The 20,699-nt window shown below is 69.1% G+C and carries 23 protein-coding genes; 15 read left to right on the forward strand and 8 right to left on the reverse strand.

Going from position 1 to position 20,699, the window contains the following annotated elements:
• Positions 1 to 22: 22 nt before the first annotated feature.
• A complete protein-coding gene (locus tag JK364_RS00485; protein WP_201846349.1) occupies positions 23 to 535 on the reverse strand; it encodes a cupin domain-containing protein in 513 nt (170 codons plus the stop codon).
• Positions 536 to 710: 175 nt separating this feature from the next.
• Between JK364_RS00485 and JK364_RS00490 the strand changes: the two genes are divergently transcribed.
• From JK364_RS00490 to JK364_RS57975, 3 genes are all read left to right on the forward strand, one after another.
• Positions 711 to 1,748 carry a helix-turn-helix transcriptional regulator gene (locus tag JK364_RS00490; protein ID WP_201846351.1) on the forward strand — a complete coding sequence of 346 codons (1,038 nt, stop codon included), beginning with the start codon at positions 711 to 713 and terminating at the stop codon, positions 1,746 to 1,748.
• A gap of 463 nt (positions 1,749 to 2,211) precedes the next feature.
• Complete coding sequence (locus tag JK364_RS00495) at positions 2,212 to 4,047, forward strand: hydroxysqualene dehydroxylase (protein ID WP_201846353.1); 1,836 nt, start codon at positions 2,212 to 2,214, stop codon at positions 4,045 to 4,047.
• A gap of 319 nt (positions 4,048 to 4,366) precedes the next feature.
• On the forward strand, positions 4,367 to 4,627 hold the full coding sequence (locus tag JK364_RS57975; protein ID WP_372461918.1) for a DUF6000 family protein: 261 nt from the start codon (positions 4,367 to 4,369) through the stop codon (positions 4,625 to 4,627).
• Here JK364_RS57975 and JK364_RS00500 read toward each other — a convergent pair.
• Positions 4,515 to 4,775, reverse strand: coding sequence for a hypothetical protein (locus JK364_RS00500; RefSeq protein ID WP_307841189.1), 261 nt, complete (start codon positions 4,773 to 4,775; stop codon positions 4,515 to 4,517). The two genes, JK364_RS57975 and JK364_RS00500, sit on opposite strands and share 113 nt — an antisense overlap.
• Before the next feature lie 760 nt (positions 4,776 to 5,535).
• Positions 5,536 to 6,441: a LysR family transcriptional regulator gene (locus JK364_RS00505; protein ID WP_201846355.1), complete on the reverse strand. Its 906-nt coding sequence runs from the start codon at positions 6,439 to 6,441 to the stop codon at positions 5,536 to 5,538.
• Positions 6,442 to 6,521: 80 nt separating this feature from the next.
• Between JK364_RS00505 and JK364_RS00510 the strand changes: the two genes are divergently transcribed.
• The 5 genes from JK364_RS00510 to JK364_RS00530 all read left to right on the forward strand — a co-directional run bounded on the left by JK364_RS00510 (position 6,522) and on the right by JK364_RS00530 (position 10,162).
• Positions 6,522 to 7,457, forward strand: a complete 936-nt coding sequence (locus JK364_RS00510) for a DMT family transporter (protein WP_201846357.1) — start codon at positions 6,522 to 6,524, stop codon at positions 7,455 to 7,457.
• On the forward strand, positions 7,427 to 7,948 hold the full coding sequence (locus tag JK364_RS00515) for a YbaK/EbsC family protein (protein WP_201846359.1): 522 nt from the start codon (positions 7,427 to 7,429) through the stop codon (positions 7,946 to 7,948). Before JK364_RS00510 ends, JK364_RS00515 begins: the two co-directional genes overlap by 31 nt.
• A gap of 385 nt (positions 7,949 to 8,333) precedes the next feature.
• A complete protein-coding gene (locus JK364_RS00520) occupies positions 8,334 to 9,026 on the forward strand; it encodes a DUF4232 domain-containing protein (RefSeq protein ID WP_201846361.1) in 693 nt (230 codons plus the stop codon).
• A gap of 212 nt (positions 9,027 to 9,238) precedes the next feature.
• Complete coding sequence (locus tag JK364_RS00525; RefSeq protein ID WP_201846363.1) at positions 9,239 to 9,652, forward strand: SRPBCC family protein; 414 nt, start codon at positions 9,239 to 9,241, stop codon at positions 9,650 to 9,652.
• Between the two features lie 150 nt (positions 9,653 to 9,802).
• Positions 9,803 to 10,162, forward strand: a complete 360-nt coding sequence (locus tag JK364_RS00530) for a hypothetical protein (protein WP_201849007.1) — start codon at positions 9,803 to 9,805, stop codon at positions 10,160 to 10,162.
• On the opposite strand, the gene JK364_RS00535 is transcribed toward JK364_RS00530, so the two are convergent.
• Positions 10,078 to 10,584, reverse strand: coding sequence for a serine hydrolase family protein (locus tag JK364_RS00535; RefSeq protein ID WP_201849009.1), 507 nt, complete (start codon positions 10,582 to 10,584; stop codon positions 10,078 to 10,080). The two genes, JK364_RS00530 and JK364_RS00535, sit on opposite strands and share 85 nt — an antisense overlap.
• Between JK364_RS00535 and JK364_RS00540 the strand changes: the two genes are divergently transcribed.
• Complete coding sequence (locus tag JK364_RS00540; protein WP_307841183.1) at positions 10,522 to 10,701, forward strand: cupin domain-containing protein; 180 nt, start codon at positions 10,522 to 10,524, stop codon at positions 10,699 to 10,701. The two genes, JK364_RS00535 and JK364_RS00540, sit on opposite strands and share 63 nt — an antisense overlap.
• A 109-nt stretch (positions 10,702 to 10,810) precedes the next feature.
• Here JK364_RS00540 and JK364_RS00545 read toward each other — a convergent pair whose 3' ends face one another.
• From JK364_RS00545 to JK364_RS00560, 4 genes are all read right to left on the reverse strand, one after another.
• Positions 10,811 to 11,773: an NAD(P)H-dependent flavin oxidoreductase gene (locus JK364_RS00545; RefSeq protein ID WP_201846365.1), complete on the reverse strand. Its 963-nt coding sequence runs from the start codon at positions 11,771 to 11,773 to the stop codon at positions 10,811 to 10,813.
• Between the two features lie 216 nt (positions 11,774 to 11,989).
• Positions 11,990 to 12,661 (reverse strand): helix-turn-helix domain-containing protein, encoded by a 672-nt coding sequence (locus JK364_RS00550; RefSeq protein WP_201846367.1) that lies wholly within the window; start codon positions 12,659 to 12,661, stop codon positions 11,990 to 11,992.
• 13 nt (positions 12,662 to 12,674) lie between these two features.
• Positions 12,675 to 12,917 carry a hypothetical protein gene (locus JK364_RS00555; RefSeq protein ID WP_201846368.1) on the reverse strand — a complete coding sequence of 81 codons (243 nt, stop codon included), beginning with the start codon at positions 12,915 to 12,917 and terminating at the stop codon, positions 12,675 to 12,677.
• Positions 12,918 to 13,499: 582 nt separating this feature from the next.
• Entirely contained in the window at positions 13,500 to 13,640 is a 141-nt protein-coding gene (locus tag JK364_RS00560; protein WP_201846369.1) for a hypothetical protein, read from the reverse strand.
• 102 nt (positions 13,641 to 13,742) lie between these two features.
• On the opposite strand from JK364_RS00560, the gene JK364_RS00565 reads away from it, so the two are divergent.
• The 6 genes from JK364_RS00565 (at position 13,743) to JK364_RS00590 (ending at position 20,687) form a co-directional block, all read left to right on the forward strand.
• Complete coding sequence (locus JK364_RS00565) at positions 13,743 to 15,251, forward strand: FAD-dependent monooxygenase (protein ID WP_201846370.1); 1,509 nt, start codon at positions 13,743 to 13,745, stop codon at positions 15,249 to 15,251.
• Between the two features lie 70 nt (positions 15,252 to 15,321).
• Positions 15,322 to 15,714, forward strand: a complete 393-nt coding sequence (locus JK364_RS00570; protein WP_201846371.1) for a RidA family protein — start codon at positions 15,322 to 15,324, stop codon at positions 15,712 to 15,714.
• A gap of 272 nt (positions 15,715 to 15,986) precedes the next feature.
• Positions 15,987 to 16,613, forward strand: coding sequence for a TetR/AcrR family transcriptional regulator C-terminal domain-containing protein (locus JK364_RS00575; protein WP_307841115.1), 627 nt, complete (start codon positions 15,987 to 15,989; stop codon positions 16,611 to 16,613).
• 249 nt (positions 16,614 to 16,862) lie between these two features.
• Positions 16,863 to 18,317 (forward strand): aldehyde dehydrogenase family protein, encoded by a 1,455-nt coding sequence (locus JK364_RS00580; protein ID WP_201846373.1) that lies wholly within the window; start codon positions 16,863 to 16,865, stop codon positions 18,315 to 18,317.
• Between the two features lie 49 nt (positions 18,318 to 18,366).
• A complete protein-coding gene (locus JK364_RS00585) occupies positions 18,367 to 19,149 on the forward strand; it encodes an aldolase (RefSeq protein ID WP_201846374.1) in 783 nt (260 codons plus the stop codon).
• 344 nt (positions 19,150 to 19,493) lie between these two features.
• Entirely contained in the window at positions 19,494 to 20,687 is a 1,194-nt protein-coding gene (locus JK364_RS00590; RefSeq protein WP_307841116.1) for an MFS transporter, read from the forward strand.
• Positions 20,688 to 20,699: the final 12 nt, after the last annotated feature.

Raw genomic sequence — 20,699 nt, forward strand, 5'->3', positions numbered from 1 at the left:
ATATTCCTGAACACGTTCCTGGTCACTGCCGCACATCGAGAAGAGCGGCCGGAATCATCTCGTCGGCGGCCGGCGGAGGCCCGAGGACGACCTGTCCGTTCGCGGCGGCCGACCTGCGCAGGGCCTCGGGGGTCACAGACCAGTCGGCCGGCTTCGGCCGGGCGCGGTCCCAGCCCGCGTCACGGAGGAAACCCTCCATGCCCGAGGGAGTGGCGATCGCGAGCATGTCGACGTCATCCGAGGTGAACCGGTACGCGTGAGGGACGGCGCGCGGCAAGAAGGCGACGCCGCCCGTGTGGAGCTCGAAGCGGCGGTCCCCCGCCCAGATCAGGCCGCTGCCGCGCAGCATCACGAAAATCTCGTCCTCGTCGGGGTGCACATGCACGGGGGAAGCCGTAGCGGTCGGCACGGTCGATCGGAACACACTCAGATGGCCACCCGTGTGCTTGGCGTCCAGCAGAACCTCCATGGTCCCGCCACCGAGCCACTCCAGTTGCTCATGCTCGCCGACCTGGGCCACATAGGGAGAACTCACTGCGATCCTTTCGCGCTCCGGCTGATGGTTCGATCGACGCTATGCGGGCGCTGTGGCTCCTGGAATCCCAGAAATCTGGGAAACCTCGGGTAAGGCTGTTCCACCGGGGCACGACGGCGAGCACGGCCGGGGCTGAGCCGAAAATCAGTCGAAGGGCAGCCCTTACACTCTCCCGGTGCGCAAGCTGCAGAACGACATCGAGCGAATATGCCGGCTCGGCCTGGACTCGCGGACGCTGCGTTCCCGGGTGATGGCCCGGCTGCGCCAGGACGTCCGCTACGACGCGTTCTGTTTCGGCACCATCGACCCGTGGACGCTACTCATCACCGACGACATCTCCGGGGGAATCCCGCCCGGCAACGCGGCGCTCGCCTCGCACAACGAGTACCTCGAGGCCGACGTGGACAAGTTCGCCGATCTGGCGCGGACCGGCCGTACGGTCGGAATTCTCAGCCACAGCACGGGCGGTGATCCGCGCCGGAGCCTCCGCTTCCGCACAGTCTTGCCGATCATCGGCGCCGAGCACGAACTGCGTGCCGTCTTCCTGGCGGACGGTGAGTGCTGGGGCGCGGTGTCCCTGTTCCGGCGCGGTGAGCAGACGGACTTCACCTCGCGGGAGGCGGCGCTGGTACGCGCGCTGTCACGGCCGGTCGCGGTGGCGCTGCGCCGCGCCTGCGTCAACACGTCGCCGCCCGCGGCGCAGGGCGTGCCCGCCCCGGGCGTACTTGTGCTCGACAATGCCGGCCGCACCCTGGTCACCAATGAAACGGCGCGGCGCTGGCTGCACGAGCTTGGCACGCTGCCCCTCCACGAGGTGGCGGCGGCGGCCCGAGCGGGGCGAGGCGAGGAGGCGTATCTGCGGGTGCGGGCCCGCACCGGACGTTGGCTGTCGTTGTGGGGTTCGACGCTGAACGGGGAGCCGGACAGTGGCGCCTCGGTCGTCATCCAGCCGACACCGGTCTCCGACATCACTCGGACACTGGCCCGTGCGTACGAGCTGACGGCGCGGGAGCGGGAGATCCTGGAACAGGTGATCTCCGGTCGGTCGTCGACGGGAATCGCCTCCGCCCTGACCATGTCCCAGTACACCGTGCAGGACCATCTGAAATCCATTTTCGCCAAGTTCGGCGTGCGCAGCCGAGGGCAATTGGTGGCGCGCGCCCTTGACATTCCGTCCGCAGACGGCGAGCCGCCGCGGACCCGGCAGCGCTGAAGGCCCAGGACCTGATCAGCCCCAACGTCATCGCCACCGAGGCGACGGCGCCTGCGACGGCGCCACAAGGCCAGGCTTCGCGCCGCCGAACAGGGGCGGGCCGGCCACCCGCTACGACAAGACGCCCCAGAGCCACCTCGCCGGACTCCACTCCCCCGCAGGTTCGCTCCTGCCCCGTGCATGTCCATGCTGCCAACCGTTACAGCCAGGTACAGACAGCACCGCGCGTGATGCGCACGCTGATGGCCCAGGCGCAGATCGGCCGGCCCGCGCCGCGCCTCGGGTGCGAGCCGCGGATACGGGCCGCGGATACGAGTCGCGGATACGGGCCGCGGATGCGAGTCGACCGGCCGGTTGCCCGAACACGCTCGGCATCGCTGCCTCCGTGCGTTTGTGAGGATGCTGTGGGTGACAGGAAATAGGGCTTCCGGCTTCCGGAGCCCCTCCCTATCCTGCGGTCTTCATGACAACGGACAACGCGCAGCAGTCCCAGGGGCACAACGGACACAGCCGCAGACGCTTCCTGACGGCGACCGGAGGAGCCGTCGCCGGAGTCGTCGGCGGGGGAACGGTCGGCGCCTTGGGGACTGCCGGCAGCGCGGCCGCGGCCTCCTCCGGCAAGCGCGTCGCCGTCCTCGGCGGCGGAGTCTCCGGCCTCAGCGCCGCCCACGAACTCGTCGAACGCGGCTACGAGGTCACGGTCTACGAGTACTACGACGCCCTCGGCGGCAAGGCCCGCTCAATGGACGTCCCCGGGACCGGAACGGGCGGCCGCAAGCCGCTTCCCGGGGAGCACGGCTTCCGCTTCTTCCCCGGCTTCTACCGGAATCTGCCGGACACCATGCGTCGCATCCCCTTCCCGGGCAACGCGAGCGGCGTCCACGGCAACCTCCGCGGCGGTACGGAGGCGTTGTTCGCGCACGGCTCGGGCCGCCCGGACCTGCACTTCCCACTCCGCCGGGCCACCACCCCGCCCGCCCCCGGTGACCTCACCCCGTCCTGGATCCGCGACCAGATCCTGTCGGTGCTGGACCTCGCCACTCACCTGCCCGCCGACGAGGCCGTCTACTTCGCCGACCGCCTCCTGGTCCACCTCACCAGTTGCGACGCCCGCCGCGAGGACCAGTGGGAGAAGGTCGCGTGGTGGGACTTCATCCGGGCCGGCGAGATGAGCCGCGAGTACCAGGTGCTCCTCGGCATCGGCCAGACCCGCAACCTCGTCGCCACCCGCGCCGAGATCGCCTCCACCCGTACCGTCGGCCGCGTCATCATCGAGGCCCTCCTCCTGTGGGGCCTGCTCGGCCGCGGCATGGACGGTGACGGGGACATCGACCGGGTGCTGAACGCCCCGACCAGCGAGGCGTGGATCGACCCCTGGGAGAGGCATCTGCGCTCCCTGGGCGTCGAGTTCGTGCTCGGCACCGAGGTCCGTGAGGTGGTGTACGGCGACGGCCGGGTGACCGGCGTACGGGTGGCGGCGCGCGACGGCAGCCGGCAGCGCACCGTCACCGCCGACCACTACGTCTCCGCCCTCCCGGTCGAGCACGCGCGCGCGACCTGGGGCCCGGCCCTGCGCGCCGCCGAGCCGCAGCTCGGGCGGTGCGACGCGCTGAAGACGGACTGGATGACCGGCGTGATGTTCTACCTGCGCACGCCCACCCCCGTCGTGCACGGTCACATCAACTGCATCGACTCCCCGTGGGCGGTCACCGGAATCGGCCAGACGCAGTTCTGGGACGTACGGGACTTTTCGCGCGACTACGGAGACGGGCAGGCCCATGAGTGCCTGTCCACGATCATCTCCGAGTGGGACAAGCCCGGCATCCTGTACGGCAAGACGGCCCGTGAGTGCACCAAGGACGAGATCGTCGCCGAACTGTGGGCCCAGCTGAAGGACGGGCTGAACGACTCCGGCAAGACGACACTCAGGGACGAGGACCGGCTCGGCTGGTTCATGGACCCGGCGGTGACAGGCCTCGGCGGCCCCGACCCACGGAACCGCGAACAGCTCCTCATTCACCCCACCGGCACCCTCTACAACCGCCCGTCGGCGAGGACAGCGGTGCCGAACTTCTTCCTCGCGGGCGACTATGTCCGTACGGATGTGGACCTGGCGACCATGGAGGGCGCCAACGAGTCCGCGCGACGCGCCGTCAACGCACTCCTGGACGCGGACAATTCGGGCGCCGAGCGGTGTCACATCTGGGAGTTGTTCCGGCCGCCGGAGATGGAACCTCTGAAGCGGATCGACGAGGTGCGCTATCGACTGGGGCTGCCCAACACCTTCGACCTGGGGTAGCACCCAGCACCGAGGTGAGCCGGACAGCGGATCGTACGACAGCGGCGGCTCACCTCTGCCTGCGGAGCACCCTTCGCGACCTGCATGGACCTGCATGGACAGAAGAGGTTTGCATCACCAACACAGACAAGCGCTCGCACTCTCCGTGCGAGCGGAGGTGAACCGCTGCAGGGCGGTACGGAGTCGGCCATGCTGACGTGTTCTCCGTGCGAGCAGAGGTGGCCCAACGATGGTGGTCCTGGGTGTCACCGCGACGAGCCGACCGGCTGAGTTGCCGGACTGGCCAGATCGCTGGTCGGACGGCCTCGCCCACGACAGGATGCCGCCATGCGCGACGCTGACGAAGAGTCCGAGCTGCCCGAGCCGCTATCTGCCCCGCCCCGACCTCCACTACGACCAGGCAGCCGCCCTCGGCACGCTCCTATCGCTCGACACCAGGCTCGGCACCGGCCAGGCGGCCCGGTCCCTCACCCCGGACGGCCTCTGGCAGCAGGGGATCGACGGACCACCCAGCAAGGTTTCCCATGGGTTGCCAGGCGTTCGCCGATCCCCGCGTTGCGGCCGGCGGCGACGGCCGTGAGCGACAGATCGACGGCAGCCGATTCGGCGATCCAACTGCGGCCCACGCGGATTCCCGCGAGGACGGCCGGCGTGCTCAGATCCTCGGCGAACACCACGGTGTGCGGGATGCCGATCTGACCTTCAAGGTGGGTGTCGCTGTTGCCCATGGCCGGCTGCCAGCGCCCCGCATGTATTCCCCCACCAGTCCTCGACTCCACCCATGTACGGACAGTCGGTGGCGCATTCGTAGCACCGTTCCCAGGCTCCTGCCTCGACGGCAGCGTGGCTGACGGAGTAATGGGAGACCGAAGCCGTGGGTGGTGCTTGCGGAGCCAGAAGTCCGCACCGATCTCGGTGATCAGGAGGTCGCCGCCGCCAGCCTTGTCCTTGTTGCGCGTGAGTGCCGTGAAACCACGCGAGCCCACCCCATAAGCGGGGTGGGCTCGTTTCTGAGCGCCGGGCAGGCCTTGCACCTGCATCTCCCCGCAGGAAGCGGGGCGTCTTTCCTTGGACCACCAACGCGTAACCGGCTGCCCGGAGTTCGGGCGGCTACAGCAAGATCAAGTGTAGCGCACGACCTCGGCCAGATGACCCTCTTCCTTCGTCACCGCGAGGCGACGGAATGGCCGAGTGGCCTGCCTGCGCGGCGCCAGTACCCACGGCGCCGAGCTGACCGCGCAGGCGATCGCCGTCGGCGCCGCGGCCCGTCCCTCACCAACGTCGTGGCCACCCTGGAACCGGTCAGCTCACAGGACCGGGCGCCCGCGCATGGGCAGGATCCCGTTCGCCTTGCTGCCGCGGCCGGAGTTCCCGCGCCGCGCTCCCCTGCGGGCGCCGCCGATCTGACCGGACCGGCGAAGGCCGTCTGATCGCCACCAGCTGTTCCTCGGCATGTGCACACCGATACCGGTAGCGGTAGTGGGTGTCTCAGCGGTCCCGGCCCTGGATCTGTGCGGCGGCGCGGTGCAACTCGGCAAGGACCGTTCGGACGGCCTTTCGGGCGGTGCGCTCGGGCCGGTGGAGGACGTCGATGTCGCGTCGAGCGTGTACTTCGCTCAGCGGCCTGAGGACGACATCGGGGTGCGGCCGGGCAGTCCAGCGGGGCATCAGCGCGATGCCGCCGCCCGCGGCGACAGCCTCGGCCACCACCGCGAATTCGTTGATGCGGTGGACGATGTCGAGTCGGCGGTTGGCGACGCCGGCGATGGCCTCGATGGTGGACATCAGCGGGAAGCCGTCGTGGACCGTGATCCACGGCTGGTCCGCCACGTCCCGCGGCGTAAGGAGCGGCTTGGACGCCAGCAGATGGCCGGCTGGCAGGGCGACGTCGAGGGGCTCGCGCAGCAGCGTGGTGGAGGTCACGGTGCGTGGCCATGAGGGGCCGTGGTCGAGGCGGTGGGCGAGCACGAGGTCGTAGTGACGGGTGAGGGCGGGGAAGCGGTCCTGGGCGACGTCCTCGTCGGCGAGCGCCGGGCGGGGGCGGCCGGGGTGGGCGAGGCTGCGCAGCAGAGGCGGGAAGAAGGCGGACGCCGCGCTGTGGAATGCGGCCACCGATACGTCGCCGTCGGGTTGGCCGGCGAAGTCGGTGATCACGTGCCGGGCCTGGGCCAGGGCGGTCTCGACCTTGATGGCCGCCGCGGCCAGGGCCTGCCCGGCGTCGGTCAGTACCACCCGGCGTCCGGCGCGTTCGGTGAGCGGGACGGGGATCGAGCGCTGCAGCAGCCGCAGCTGCTGCGAGATCGCGGAAGGCGTCACGTGCAGTGCCTCGGCGACCGCGCTGACGCTGCCCAGGTCTCCCAGTTCGCGCAGGATGCGCAGCTGCCGTTCATCCACTCTGACAGTGTAGTTCTGCTACACCTTAGCTTTAGTAGTTGGTTGTAGCCTTCAACATACTGGTGGGGCAGCGTGGGGGCATGCATGTTGCCCGCCGCACCGATGCGGTACTTCTCCTGGTCGCGCTGGTCTGGGGTTCCAGCTATCTCGCGGCCAAGACGGCCACCGTCGCACTCCCGGTCCTGGCGGTCCTGTTCGCCCGGTACGCGATCTCCGCGCTCGCGTGTGGAGCCCTGGTCACCTCCCGCCGCTACAGGCGCCGCTGGACCCGCGCGGAGGTCCGCGTCGGGTCGCTGCTGGGAGTCACCCAGGCGGCCGTGCTCGTGCTGGAGACCTACGGGGTGGCGCACACCAGCGCCGCCAACGCCGGGCTGATCATCAGCCTGACCATCGTGCTGACACCGCTGCTGGACCGCACCGGCAGCCGCCGGCTGCCGTGGACGTTCTTCCTCGCCGCCGGACTCTGCGTTGTGGCCGTCGGGCTGCTCACTTCCAGCACCGGGCTGCACGCACCACGACTCGGAGACGTGCTGATGCTCGCCGCCGCAGTCGTCCGGGCCGGGCACGTCGCTCTCGTCGGACGGCTCACCGCGGGCCGTCCCATGGACTCGCTGCACCTGACGACCGCCCAGACCGTCGTCGGCTCGGCCCTGTTCCTGCCGCTCGCCGTTACCCACCTGCCTGACCTGGTCCACAGCAGTGTCACCACCTGGACCCAGCTGATCTATCTCGCCCTGTTCTGCAGCGTGTTCGCCTTCCTCGCCCAGACCTGGGCAGTGCAAGGCACTTCCGCCAGCCGGGCCAGCCTGCTGCTGGGCACCGAACCGATCTGGGCTGTCGCCATCGGGATCAGCCTCGGCGGCGAACGGCTCACCCTCTGGGCCACTTTCGGCGCCGTGCTCATGGTCGCCGGAACCTATTGGGGCCAGGCCATCGAACGCACCCACCGCACCACCACAGCGAGAACCGGGAAAGAGGATGAAGCGTGCCCGACAATGACACCTACCAGCGCCTGATCACCCTGCTCGAGACCACCCAGACGCCCTACCGGCTCATCGATCACGAACCGGACGGCACCACGGACTCGGTCAGCGCCCTGCGCGGACACCCCGCCTCCCAGGCAGCGAAGTGCATCGTCCTCAGAGTGAAAACCGACAAGAAGACCACCCGCCATGTGCTGGCGGTCGTCCCCGGCGACCGGCGCGTCGACCTGGATGCCGTCCGCACACTGTTCAACGCCCGTTATGCCGGGTTCAGCGACGCCGCCACCGCCGAACGGCTGGCCCACTCCGTTCCCGGCACCGTCCTTCCCTTCGCCTTCGATCCCGACCTCGAACTCGTCGCCGACCCCGCAGTCGTCGCCCGACCGCAGTTCTACTTCAACGCCGCCCGCCTCGACCGGTCAGTGGCCATCTCGGGCGCCGACTACGCCCGACTCGCCCAACCACGCATCGAGCCCATCGCCGGCCCAGAGCCCGGCGAAGCCCAAGGAGCCACACCGTCATGAGTGCAACGCCCCTCTGACCTGAGTGCCGGTAAACGACGGCACTCTCAAGTGATCAACGCACCACCCTCGGATGATCCCGTGATCCTCGACCCCCGAGCCGTTCGGCCCGGTCACCCATGAAGTCTGCCAACGATGGCTACGCGTCCTGCGGACATCGATGGCCTCCCATACCGAAGCGGCCGAAGGCTGAACGACAAGCGGTGTGGGCCGGGCGTTCTTGCGGCCCGGTGGCCGCCCGCGGACCGGCCTCACCCGTTCGCGTGCGGTTTGTTTGCGGAACGTGAGTGAGGCGTTTCCGACACGTCAGCGGCCCCGGGAAAAGTGGTGTGCACACCGCGGGAGCCGCCGAAGACAACTCCCGCACGAAACGCAGGGGAACCCGATCATGCGTACTTCCCGGATTCGTACCGCCACCCTGGCCGCCGTCACCGCCGCGCTGGCGCTGGGCCTGACCGCCTGCGGCGGCGCCGACGGCGACTCGAAGGCGGCGGGCGGCGACAACACCTCCGGTTCCGCGCAGAGCCGGTCCGCGTCCAACGGGGACGGCAAGGGCGGCGCCGAGCAGGCCAACAGCGGCGATGACACCAAGGCGGGCACGCGCTCGAAGACCGCCCCGGGCGGGACGGACGAGGTCGCGAACAAGGCCACAACCGTCGGCGCCCAGCAGTGCCGCGGCGATGAGATGCTGGTCACCGCGGTGCACCGGCTCGCCGGGCAGCAGGGCGACCACCTGCTGGTCACCGCCTCGAACGAGGGCACCAAGCCATGCTGGGTCACCTCGTACCCGGCCGTGAAGCTCGGCGACGATGACGCTGTACTGCCGCACTCGAAGAAGGACAACCCGGGCGGCGACAAGCGCATCACGCTCCAGCCCGGCGGCAAGGCATACAGCGCGGTGAACCTCTTCGACTACGGCTCGGAGAACCAGACGGCGCAGTCGTTCGCCATCGCCCTGCGCGGCGCGGACGGTGACGACGGCCCCTTCTACTCCGTCGGCTCCAAGGGTGAGAAGCCGCAGTTCAGCTGGAACGAGGCCGACGTGCTGAACTGGAACACCGAGAAGCCGTACGACTTCTGATGGCCCGTCGGCCAGTGACACGTCGTTCCGGACGTGCCGCACCGCACTCTGCTGGCACCTCGTCGGCGTGCCAGCGATCGTGTCCGGCTGGTCATGTCCGGCTGGTCATGGGAAAGAACGCCGAGCCTGCCTCGGGCCGATGGATCACAGGAGAGCGGGCCTGGTCCGATTCGTTCAAGAGCGCGCGACGGTGGCCCGGTACGGTCGCGTTCATGAACAGCACCGGCTTGGAATCCCGCCACATCAGCATCCGCATCGACCGTCCGGCCGAGGAGGTCTATGCCTACGCCTCGGACCCGGCCCACCTGCCCGCGTGGGCCCAGGGCCTGGGCGGCACCATCGAGAAGATCGGCGATCAGTGGGTCGCGGCGTCTTCCCCCATGGGGCGTGTCGTGGTCTCCTTCGCGCCCCTGAACGATTTCGGCGTGCTCGACCACCACGTCACGCTGCCGTCCGGGATGACCGTCTACAACCCTGTCCGGGTGATCTACAACGCGACGGGGAGCGAAGTGGTTTTCACCCTTCGCAGGCAGCCGCAGATGAGCGACGCAGATTTCGAGCGCGACGCCAGCATGGTCGCCGACGACCTGGCGCGACTCCGGAAGCTGATGGAGTCGAAGAGCTGAGGGTTTCCGCCCGAGTCGCCCTCCACGGGAGCCTCTCCGCGCGGGCGGAGGCGGTCGCCATCACGCCCACCGGCTTCCTGCACGAGGTGGGCAACCTGGCCGACGGCTCGCTCCTGCGCTACCTGCACCGGGTTCCCATATTCATGGGACGTGCCGTTCGCCGATCCGCTGAGCGACGGCCGATATCGCCTTGCGGGCCTTCCCGCGGAACGGTCATCGGCGAAGCCCAGCACCGTCGCCCTGATCGACATCCTGAAAGAGGCCGCCCTGCGCACCGGGATGCTCAAGGCCCTCGCCCCAATGGCCATTCACAGCCGGCTTCTGAACTGCACCGGCTCCGAGGTCGCCGCGGCAATCGAGGGCCATGACGTCAAGGACGAGGATGGCTGGGGCGTGGAGCGGCCGTTCGTGATGCTCTCGCCGGATCATGCCCTGAGGGAGTGCTGGAGCGCCGCGGTGAGGCGGTTCGCTCGTTCATCGACGGGATTGGCCAGTTGGTTGTTGAGGTAGCCGAAACCGATGGCGGCGCCGGCGTCGGCGAAGCCGAGGCTGCCGTTGGCTCCGTCGTGGCCAAAGGAGAGATCGGAGAGAAGGGGACGGCCCGGGGATCCGTTGACGAGGAATCCGGTGGAGAAGCGAATGCCGGGCGGAGTGAGCACACCGGGCCAGCCTTCGCCGGCGAGTGCTTCCGGATCGGCGACCTCCGGTGCGGGGTGGACGGTGGCCACTCGGGACTCGACGCGGGCGGGAAGACCGATCCAGGCGTCGGCTGCCAAGGGTGTCGAGAGGTACTCGGCCAGCAGCTCATGGGGCCGCAGGCCGGTGGCGCGTCGGAGAATCTCGCCGGTGAGCCAGCCGAATGTCAGCGCGTGCTGTCCGGCACGGTCGTCCTCTACCTCGGCGAACGCGTCATTCGCGTTGAGGCGGGTCAAGCCGCCTCCTTCTCCACCATGACCCCCCACACCCTGCGCGCCGACCGTGGGCCCGCCGAGGTCCTGTGCATCCTCGACCACAACGGCGAACGCAACCACCTCCACGCGAGCCCATGACCATGAGGAGCTGGAGGTGATCGTTCCGGAGCACCGCGGCCGGGGCGGCCGTGGACGGCGGGCCCGTCCGTCGAGGCGCTGCCGACCGCCGCGTCCGCTCAGCGTCCGCTCAGCGTCTTCCGGCACGGTCGAGTGCGTCCTCAGCCTGCACGGCCAGGGTGGCTACCAGGTCGGCTGCGGATGGCAAGTCGGTGATCAGATCAATGGCCTCGCCGGCCCACATCGGCAGCGAGGGAAGGTTCCCCTGCGCCACATCATGCTGGTATTCCTGTCTGGCCCTGGGGTCTGCCGCGAGTTCGGCTTCCCTGCCCCGCCACTGGTCGAGGTAGCGATTGCCAAGGGTGCGAGCGGTGTACTTCGACGGCCACCTGGAGCCTCGGGCAATGTCGAGCACCCTGTTGCGCTCGGTGTCTTCGCCACGTCCCTCGACGATCGCCTCGGCGGTCGAGGGATCCACCAGGGCCTCAGCCGTGGCTTGGAAGCGGGTACCGAGGAGCGCCCCCGCGGCGCCAAGCGCCAGGGCCGCCGCGAGACCGCGGCCGTCGGCGATCCCGCCGGCCGCCAGTACCGGCACCGGTGCCGCCAGATCCACCACGACCGGCACGAACGGCAAGGTGGAACGCCCCTTTCGGGCCCCATGCCCACCGCTTTCGGTGCCCTGCGCCACGATGACATCGGCGCCCAGGCCGACCGCCCGGTTGGCCTCCTCCAGATCGGTCACCTGAATGATCAGCAATGTGCCCGACACGCGGATGCGCTCAGCGAAAGGGCTCGGATCCCCGAAGGACAACATCACTGCCCTGGGCTGGTGCTCCAGCGCCCGCTCGATCGCGCCGACGTCGATCTGCCAGGTGAGGAAACCGATGCCCCACGGCCGCCCGGCGGCTTCCGCGACGAGCGGCAGCTCGCGGGCCAGCCACTCCGGGTCCCCGTTCGCGGCGCCGAGCATCCCGAACCCGCCGCCGCGAGAGACGGCCGCCGCCAGCGCACCGCCGGCCGATCCGCCCATCGGCGCCAGCGCGATCGGGTGCTGCACACCGAACAACTCCGTGAACCGCGTCGACAGCGCCATAGCCGCCATCATCCCCCTCAGCACGCCCCGCGAACATCGCTTGCCGCGACATTCGCGGCCAGGTGGCTCCCCGTTGAGCAGCCGCCGATGGGGAATCAGGACTGGCCGCTGACATCTCGCTCCGGCGCGATGACCGGGCCGACGAAGCCGGGACCTCAGCGAAGGGCCCCAGCCGCCGCCGAGCGCGGCTGGGACCCTTCGCCTGACCATGGCGGTTCAGGCGGCCCTCACGTGCTGATGGTCGTCGTGCTGTGCACCAGGGGCGCCGCGGTGCGCCGAACGGCTGTTGCTGCCCGTGGCCCAGCGGCGGTAGGCGTCGGCCCGGGCCCAGGCGTCCTCCCAGGCGCCGGTGGGCGCGCGGGAGACGCCACACGCCTGAACGAAGTGGATCAGCAGCATCCTCGACGGCATCCGCTCTCCGCGGAGTACCGCGCCGACGGTGCTGTGCGGCAGGAGCGTCACTCCGTGGGAGGTCGCCCTGTCCTCCAGTTCCCGCAGGGACAGGCCACCGGCCTCGAGCTGCATCGCGCGCATCGACTGGAGCAGCTGCGCCGGGTTGTGGATGAATTCCGGACGGAGGACCGGCTCACCGCGGTCACTCGGCACGGCCGAGCGGAGGGAGCGGCGCTGCTCCGCGGCAGCGGCCCACATCCGGCGAGCCTGCTCCAGATCGCCACCACAGGCGGTGGCGAAGGCCTCGACGACGGGCCAGCGCGGCACGGTGGTACCGCGGGCGGCCCGCCAGAGAGTGGCCGGGGCGAAGCCGGCCTGTGTCGTGTGCGCCATCTGCTGGTAGGTCAGTCCCGCCTGCCGGCGCAGTGACCGCAGCCACTGCGCCAGCCCGACGGCGAGATCAGCCTCCGCGTGGGCGCTCAGGGTGCGCCCCATTCCGGTTCTCCTTCTACAGAGTCCGGGAACGGGGGGCGAGGGCCGCGATCGCGCGGCGGAGGAGCTCCACCGCGAGGAGACCACCGGCGGTGATGGTGCTGATGACCGTCTCCAGCGGCATCCGGCAGACCACCATCGCGGCGGTGAGGAGGACGACCACGATCACGACGGCCACGGCAGGGGCCGGCAGCCGCGTGCTGCCGGCCCGGCCGGGGCCCTCCACACACAGCAGGTGAACCGGAATTTCGTTGTTCAAATTCTTCTCCCTCGGCTCGTTGCCACCCGACTCGGCCCCGGCACGGGATCCGCCGCGTTGCAGCGCAGCGAATACGGGACCTCAGCGAAATGGTCGGCTGTCAAGGGATGAGACGACAAGGCGCTTATGAGCTTCCATTTCACCTTGTCCCAGCTGGAGTTGAAACGTCGATCAGGTAGCCCCGCAGGTCACCGGATACTTCGGTACTGCCCACGCGGGGTTCGTCACCTGCGTCTGTCCGACGTAGCAGCCTTGATCAGCATTGCGCCTCCCCCACCCTCATCTGCTTCTCTGTACTGGTAAGTCGTCACGGCACCGCGCAACTGTCCGGAAGGGAGGCGGAGATGACCCCGGTCGTCCACGGGGGAGATCCAGCAGGCCCTCTTCCGCGCCGCCCTGGCCGTGCGCACACGGCGCCCCGCACACGCATGGGCGTGTGACGCCCGGGCCCGAACTTCTCACACCAGGCTTCCCCGGCCGTTGCCACTCGACGCAACAGGGGATTCGGTCGTCAGTTGTTGCAGCGGCGGCGACCTTTGGTGTGGCCGTCCGCGACTCGCGGACGGCCACACCGAAAAGACTTCACCGTGTTTTCGGGACGCTGTCGGTGGCGCCCAGGACACCCTTGCCGGTGTAGACGACGTCGAAGCCCGCACGCGCCGCGATGGCGCCGGCCGCGTCGAAGACCGGCCACGCATCGGTCGGGATGGTTTCGTCGGTCATGGCGCTCCCCGGCTCCTGTGGACAACGTCGCCATCCGGAAGTTAGCCTCACCGCCATTCATTGGTCAATGACCAAGAGGCACCGCCGATGAAGGAGCGTGTCATGCCGGACACAGTCGTTATCGCGGGCGCGGGACCGACCGGGACATGGATGGCGTGCGAGCTGCGGCTCGCGGGCGTGCCCACCGTCGTCCTCGAACAGGACCCGGACATCTCGCCGCACTCGCGGGCGCTCACGGTCCATCCCCGCACCATCGAGACGTTCGCGCTCCGTGGCGCCCAGCACCGGATGCTGGCCGAGGGCGGACAGCTCCCGAGCGGACATTTCGCGATCCTCGACGAGCGGCTCGACTTCACCACCCTCGACACGGACTTCCAGTTCACCCTGACGCTTCCGCAGGCCCGGACGACGGAGCTGCTGCGCGAGCGAGCCGTCGCACTGGGCGCGGACATGCGTAGTGGCCACCGCTTCGTGACGTTCGCCGAGGACGACGCGGGGCTGACCGTGACGGCCGAGGGCCCGGACGGGGAATACACCCTCCGGGCGGACTATCTCGTCGGCTGCGACGGCACCCGCAGCGCGGTCCGGGAGAGCGCCGGAATCGACTTCGACGGTACGCCGTCCACCGCGCTCGGCGCCCTGGGCGATGTGCGCCTGTCCGAGCCGCCGGATGGCCCGGTCATCAGCGAATGGAGCCTCGACGGCACCTTCATGTGCGTCGCCATGCCCGGCGATCTCTACCGGTTCGCGGTGCACTCGCCCGAGGACGTCCGCACCGACTGGCCGGACGACTTCACGCTGGACGAGCTTCGCACGAGGGTCAGGCGCGTCTGCGGCACCGACTTCGGCATGCACAGCCCGTCCTGGCTCTCGCGCTACGGCAACACCAGCCGGATCGCCCGGGAATACCGCAAGGGCCGCGTTCTGGTGGTGGGCGACGCCGCCCATCAGCACATGCCGGCCGGTGGCGTGGGCCTGAACGTCGGCGTCCAGGACGCCATGAACCTGGGATGGAAGCTGGCCGCGACCTGTAACGGCTGGGCCCCGGAGACGCTGCTGGACACGTACCACGCGGAACGCCATCCGGTGGGCGAGACCCTGCTCGAACAGAGCCAGGCCCAGACCGCCCTGTTCATGGACTTCACGCTGCAAGGCCAGGAACTCAGGTCGTTCCTGGCACGCGTCATCGCCGAGCGGCCGCAGTTCAAGGAGGCCCTCACCGAGCGCCTCTCCGGCCTCCACGTGGAGTACCCGCCGACGGATCCGGCGCATCCGCTCATCGGCCTCCGCGCCCCCAACCTCCGCTTCGCCGACGGGCACGAGCTGTTCGCGCTCTTCGACCGGGGCGAGTACGTCCTGGTGGACTTCGGGCGCGTGAAGGGCTTCGACGCCCGGGATCTGGACCTCGGCGATGCCACCGGCCGGATCAGGCGGTTCCGCCCCACCACGGCGAGCGCGGAGCACCGCGTGCGGTGGGCGGACGTCGGCGCGGCGCTCATCCGGCCCGACGGCTATGTCGCATGGGCCTCCGACGAGCACGAGGGCGAAGCGCTCGCGCGGGAGCTTCGCACGGCGACCGACGCGATCCATCGCGCGGCGGCGATGTCGTAGCGCACGGGGCACCCGGCATTCCCGGCGAGACCACCCACGGACAACGACAGACAACGACAGGAGAAGCGCAGTGATCAGCAGGATCGAACCGGACGGGATCTTCGGGGTTCCGGACCTCGCGAGCCAGGTGTCGGTGGTGGAATCCGGATCCCTGGCCTTCCTCAGCGGGCAACTCGCCTGGGGCGACGACGGCGAAGTGGTCGGCGAAGGAGACCACCGGACCCAGGCCGAGCACATCGCCCACCGCATCGACCGGATCCTCGCGGAGCTGGGGGCGGACCGCTCCCATATCGTCAAGGAGACGATCTACGTGGTGGACTACCGGCCGGAGCTGGTTCCCGTCATCCTGGGGGCGCTGCACGGCACTCCGCCGCCCTCCTCCACCCTGGTGGGGGTGGCGAAACTCGCCGCTCCCGAATTCCTCGTCGAGGTGGAGTGCGTCGTCTCCGTGCCGTCGGCCTGACGCACATCGCCGGTGCCACCGATGTGCGTGGCACCGGCGGAATTCACCCACACGCCGAGAGCAGGGCCCGCACGACTCGGTGCGCGGGCACATCGATACCGTGCCGCCCCTCCGGCCCTGCCCACGGACACGGTCTCCTCGATGAGTTGCCGCACGATCCGACTGGTTCCGCTGCCGTTCGGGCGCTCCTCGTGGTCCACTCCGTTCTGAGCCGCGACGACGGTCGTCCGCTCATGGCACAGGCGAAAATGGCGTCTATGTATACTGGGTCAGTGACCAATGCGCAAGGGGAAGCCCCCCGCGCCGCGGGGCTGACTCCCCGCGATGTCGTCCGGGCAGCCCTGGAGGTGCTGGACGAGCGGGGCATCAACGCCGTGTCGACCCGAGCGGTCGCGGACCGGCTCGGCGTGCGCATGAACACCGTGCTCTGGCACACCAAGACCAAGGCACGGCTGCTCGACCTGATGGCCGACGCCATCATCGGCGAAGTCCCCCTTGATGGCATCGAGGGCGACTGGCGGGACCAAGCCCGCGAACTCATGCGCCGACTGCGACAAGCCATACTGAGCCACCGGGACGGCGCATTGGTGGTTTCCGGCACGTTCCCCGCCGAGCCGCACACCCTCGGCTTCGCCGACCGCCTGCTCTCCTTTCTGCTCAACGGCTCGACGGACACCCGGAAGGCCGCGTGGACCGCCTGGTCGCTCTTCTACTTCGCGCTCGGACTGGCGCAGGAAGAGCAGTCCACACCGCAGTTTCTCTACGACCAGCTCACCCCCAGAGTCTCCGCGGACATCTATCCGACGCTCTCCCGCGTCCTCGACGAGTTCACCGCACCGGACTTCGACGACCGTTTCGAGCACGGCGTCCTGACCATGCTCTCCGCGCTCGACTCCTGACGCGGCCCCAGCGGGAGCGGCGCTGAAGGCGCTGAACGGCCACCGGCCGGATCCGGGACCTCGAACCCCCACCCCCTTGCGCCTTGGTCACTGACCTGGTGTACTTCCCGCACCGCTTCTTGGTCGACGACAAAGACACGTCGGCGTGAAGAACTGCCGTGCTCTCGGACCGACCGCTGTCGCCGAGGCAGTCGCCGCCATTCGTCGCGCCGAGCGCTCCCCTATGACTCGACATGCGCTGGAGGGGGCATGACCACCCACACCTCAGACCACACACTCCGCACCGAAACCCTCGTATCCGACGACGGCTTCAGACTGCTGATCGGTGGCGAACTCGTCCACGGCGACGACACCATGGATGTCGTCAACCCGGCCACGGCCGCCGCGCTGGCCACCTGCCCACGTGCGTCGGCCCAGCAGTTCCACGAGGCGGTCGCGGCCGCCAGGACCGCCTTCGGCCCGTGGTCACGGAGTTCACTGAAGACACGACGGCGACTCCTCAACACGATCGCCGACATCATCGACAGCCACACCGACCAGCTCGCCCGTCTGCTCACCGCCGAGCAGGGCAAGCCACTGCCCGACGCCACCCATGAGGTTCAGGCCACCGCGGTGTTCTTCCGCCATGTCGCCAACCTCGACTACGACGTCCGCGTACTCGAAGACGGCGATGCCCGCCGGGTCGAGCTGCGGCGCAGGCCACTTGGTGTCGTGGCGGCGATCCTCCCGTGGAACGCGCCCCTTCTCCTCGTCGCGTTCAAGGTCCCCGCCGCTCTGCTGACCGGAAACACGGTGGTGGTCAAGCCGGCCGCCACCACACCGCTCACCACACTGCTGCTCGCTCGCCTGATCGCGGACGCGACTCCGCCCGGTGTCATCAACATCGTCACCGACGCGGGCGACCTCGGCGATGTGCTGACGGAGCACCCCGACATCGCCAAGGTGACGTTCACGGGGTCGACGGCCACCGGCTACAAGGTCCTGGCGAACGCGGCGAAGTCGCTCAAGCGGGTCACCCTCGAACTGGGCGGCAACGACGCGGCCATCGTCCTCGACGACGCCGACCCCGGTGAGGTCGCCGCCGGTATCTACCAGGGCGCGTTCTGGAACTGCGGACAGGTGTGCCTGGCCATCAAGCGGCTCTACGTCCATGACTCCTTGTACGACCAGGTCGTTGCCGAACTCGCCGCACTCGCCGGGGAAGCGGTGGTCGGCGACGGTATGGACGCGGCCACCCACATGGGACCCCTGCAGAACCGGGCGCAGTACGAGAAGGTCAAGGAGTTCCTCGCCGACGCCCGGCACAACGGCCGCGTCGTGGCCGGTGGAGTGGTCTCCGAAGACTCCGGATACTTTGTGACGCCGACCATCGTCGCGGATGTCCATGAGGGCAGCCGCCTGGTGGACGAGGAACAGTTCGGCCCGATCCTGCCCGTGCTCCGCTACACCGATGTCGACGACGCGATCGAGCGCGCCAACGCGACCGGATACGGCCTGGGGGCCTCCGTCTGGTCGTCCAGCATCGACCGCGCCGAGGAGATCGCCCTCCAACTGGAGGCCGGCACCGTCTGGGTGAACAAGCACATCGATGTCGCCCCGCACATTCCACAGGCCGGCGCGAAGCAATCCGGGCTCGGCGCCGAACTCGGTGACATCGGACTGCTGGAGTACACACAGGTCCAGGTCCTCAACATCAAGAAGTGACACCCCTCCAGCAGCACGACGACACTTCAGAGCGGGAGAACGACACGACATGACCACAGCATCAGCCGACGGGCCGATCAAGGCCATCAGGACGGAACTCGCCGCCGAACTCGGCGGATTGCCCTGGAACCCGCCGCGGCGCGTCGCCCTGGCCTGCCGGATCCTCGCGGGCGAGAAGCACTGCTTCGCACTTGCGGGCCAGGTCACGGCGCGCGCCGATCAGGACACCTTCTGGACGGTGCCCTGGAGTCCGGCCTTCGACGCGATCCGGCTTCGGGACGTGATCCGCATCGACGAGGATCTGAACCCGGTCGAGGGCACGGCCCAGCCCAACCCCGCCGTGCGGTTCCACTACTGGATCTACCGGGCCCGCCCGGAAGTCCAGGCCGTCGTGCACACCCATCCGCCGTCCATCTCGGCCCTCTCCATGCTGGGCAGGCCACTGGTCATCTCACACATGGACACCACACCCCTCTACGACGATGTGGCGTTCCTGGCGGACTGGCCCGGAGTCCCGGTAGCCGACCAGGAGGGGGAGCTCATCTCGACCGCGCTCGCGGACAAGAAGGCGATCCTGCTGGCGCACCATGGCTTGATCACGACCGGTCGCTCGGTGGAAGAAGCCACCGTATTGGCGCTGATGATGGAACATGCCGCCGCGCTCCAGATCCGCGCCGAGTCGACCGGCGGCACCATCGCCGCCATCCCGGATGCCTTGGCTCGGGAGGCCCAGGAGTTCCTTCTCCAGCCCTCCATCATCGAAGCCACGTTCAGGTCGTTCGCCGACCGGATCCTTCGAGAGCATCCGACGATGCTCGAGTATCGGGCGTAGAACTCGTAGTCCTCCGGGGTGAAGGCCGACTTCACCGCGCACATTTCCGTGGTCGGCGCGCGGTGGTCGGCGCGCGGTGGTCGGCTTCTTGCCTCCGGCCCCGTCGGTGACGCCGCCCGGCCCGGCGATGTAGTGCTCCACGGCGCGCCTGAACAGTCCCTCCTGGGAGCTGTAGGTGCCGTAGAGGCTCGCGGACGACAGGCTTATCGACGGTACGGGGACGGCCGACGGAAGGCGCTGAGCACTCCCCAAAATACGGATTGAACGATCCAGTTTTGACTCCCGCGAGCCGCCGGTGTCAATATGGGATCGATCGATCCATAAATGTCGAGGAGACGCCCCCCGTGGCCACCACATCTCTTGCCCCGCCCCCCACCCGTGCCCGGCAGGGCCTTCCCGTCCTGGCGCTGGCCATGATGGCCTGCACCGGATTCCTCGTGATCATGACTGAGACGCTGCCGGCCGGTCTGCTGCCTCAGCTGGCATCGGGACTCCAGGTCTCCGAAGGCGGCGCGGGCCAGTTGGTCAGCGCCTATGCGCTCGGCACGGTGCTCGCGGCGATCCCCGCGGCCGCGCTGACCCGCGAGCTGCGACGGCGGGGCCTTCTGCTGGCCGGCCTCGGGGGATTCCTGGTGGCGAACGCCGTCACCGCCCTGGCGCCCTCCCTCACCCTCGCCCTGGCGGCCCGGTTCGTCGGGGGAGCCTTCTCCGGCCTGCTGTGGGGCATGCTCGCCGGTTACGCACGCCGCATAGCGGCACCCGAGCACGCCGGGCGGGCCCTGGCCGTCGCCATGGCCGGAACCCCGGTAGCACTGTCCGTCGGGACGCCTCTGGGGGCGTGGCTCGGCAGTACGCTCGGCTGGCGATGGTCTTTCGCCGCGATGTCATTGCTGGCGGCATTGATCATGATCACTGTCCGCGCCGTAGTGCCCGACGTCCCGGGACAGCGCGCACAGACGCAGCTGCCACTCCGGCGAGTGCTCACATTTCCCGGGGTGCCCACCATCCTGGTGGTCGTCTTCACATGGATGCTCGCCCACAACCTTCTCTACACCTATATCGCCCCCTACCTGCGGGAATCGCACCTCCCGCTGCGCCCGGACCTCGCCCTGGTCGCCTTCGGCGTCGCCGCTCTCATCGGGATCTGGATCACCGGCCTGTTCATCGACCGTGCTCTGCGCGGGCTCACGCTGATGAGCGTGGCACTCTTTGCCGTCGCCGGGGCGATTCTCCTGGCCGCCCAGGGTTCTCTCTCCTTCGCGCTCCTCGCCATCGCTCTGTGGGGAGTCGCCTTCGGCGGCGCGGCAACCCACCTGCAAACAGCCATGGGCGCGGCCGCCGGTGAGAACGCTGATGTAGCGAACGCGATGCTCACGACCGCTTTCAACGCCGCGATCTTCGGCGGTGGAGCCCTCGGGGCGGTCGTCGTCGACGGTCTTGGTGCCCGGACGCTTCCCGCAGTACTGGTCGCCCTCGCCCTCATCGCGTTCGTCGTCGTCGGCTTCGGCCGACGCAAAGCCTTCCCCGTGAACACCTGAGCACGGATCAAC

Source organism: Streptomyces endocoffeicus (genome assembly GCF_016741935.1).
Taxonomy (GTDB): domain Bacteria; phylum Actinomycetota; class Actinomycetes; order Streptomycetales; family Streptomycetaceae; genus Streptomyces; species Streptomyces endocoffeicus.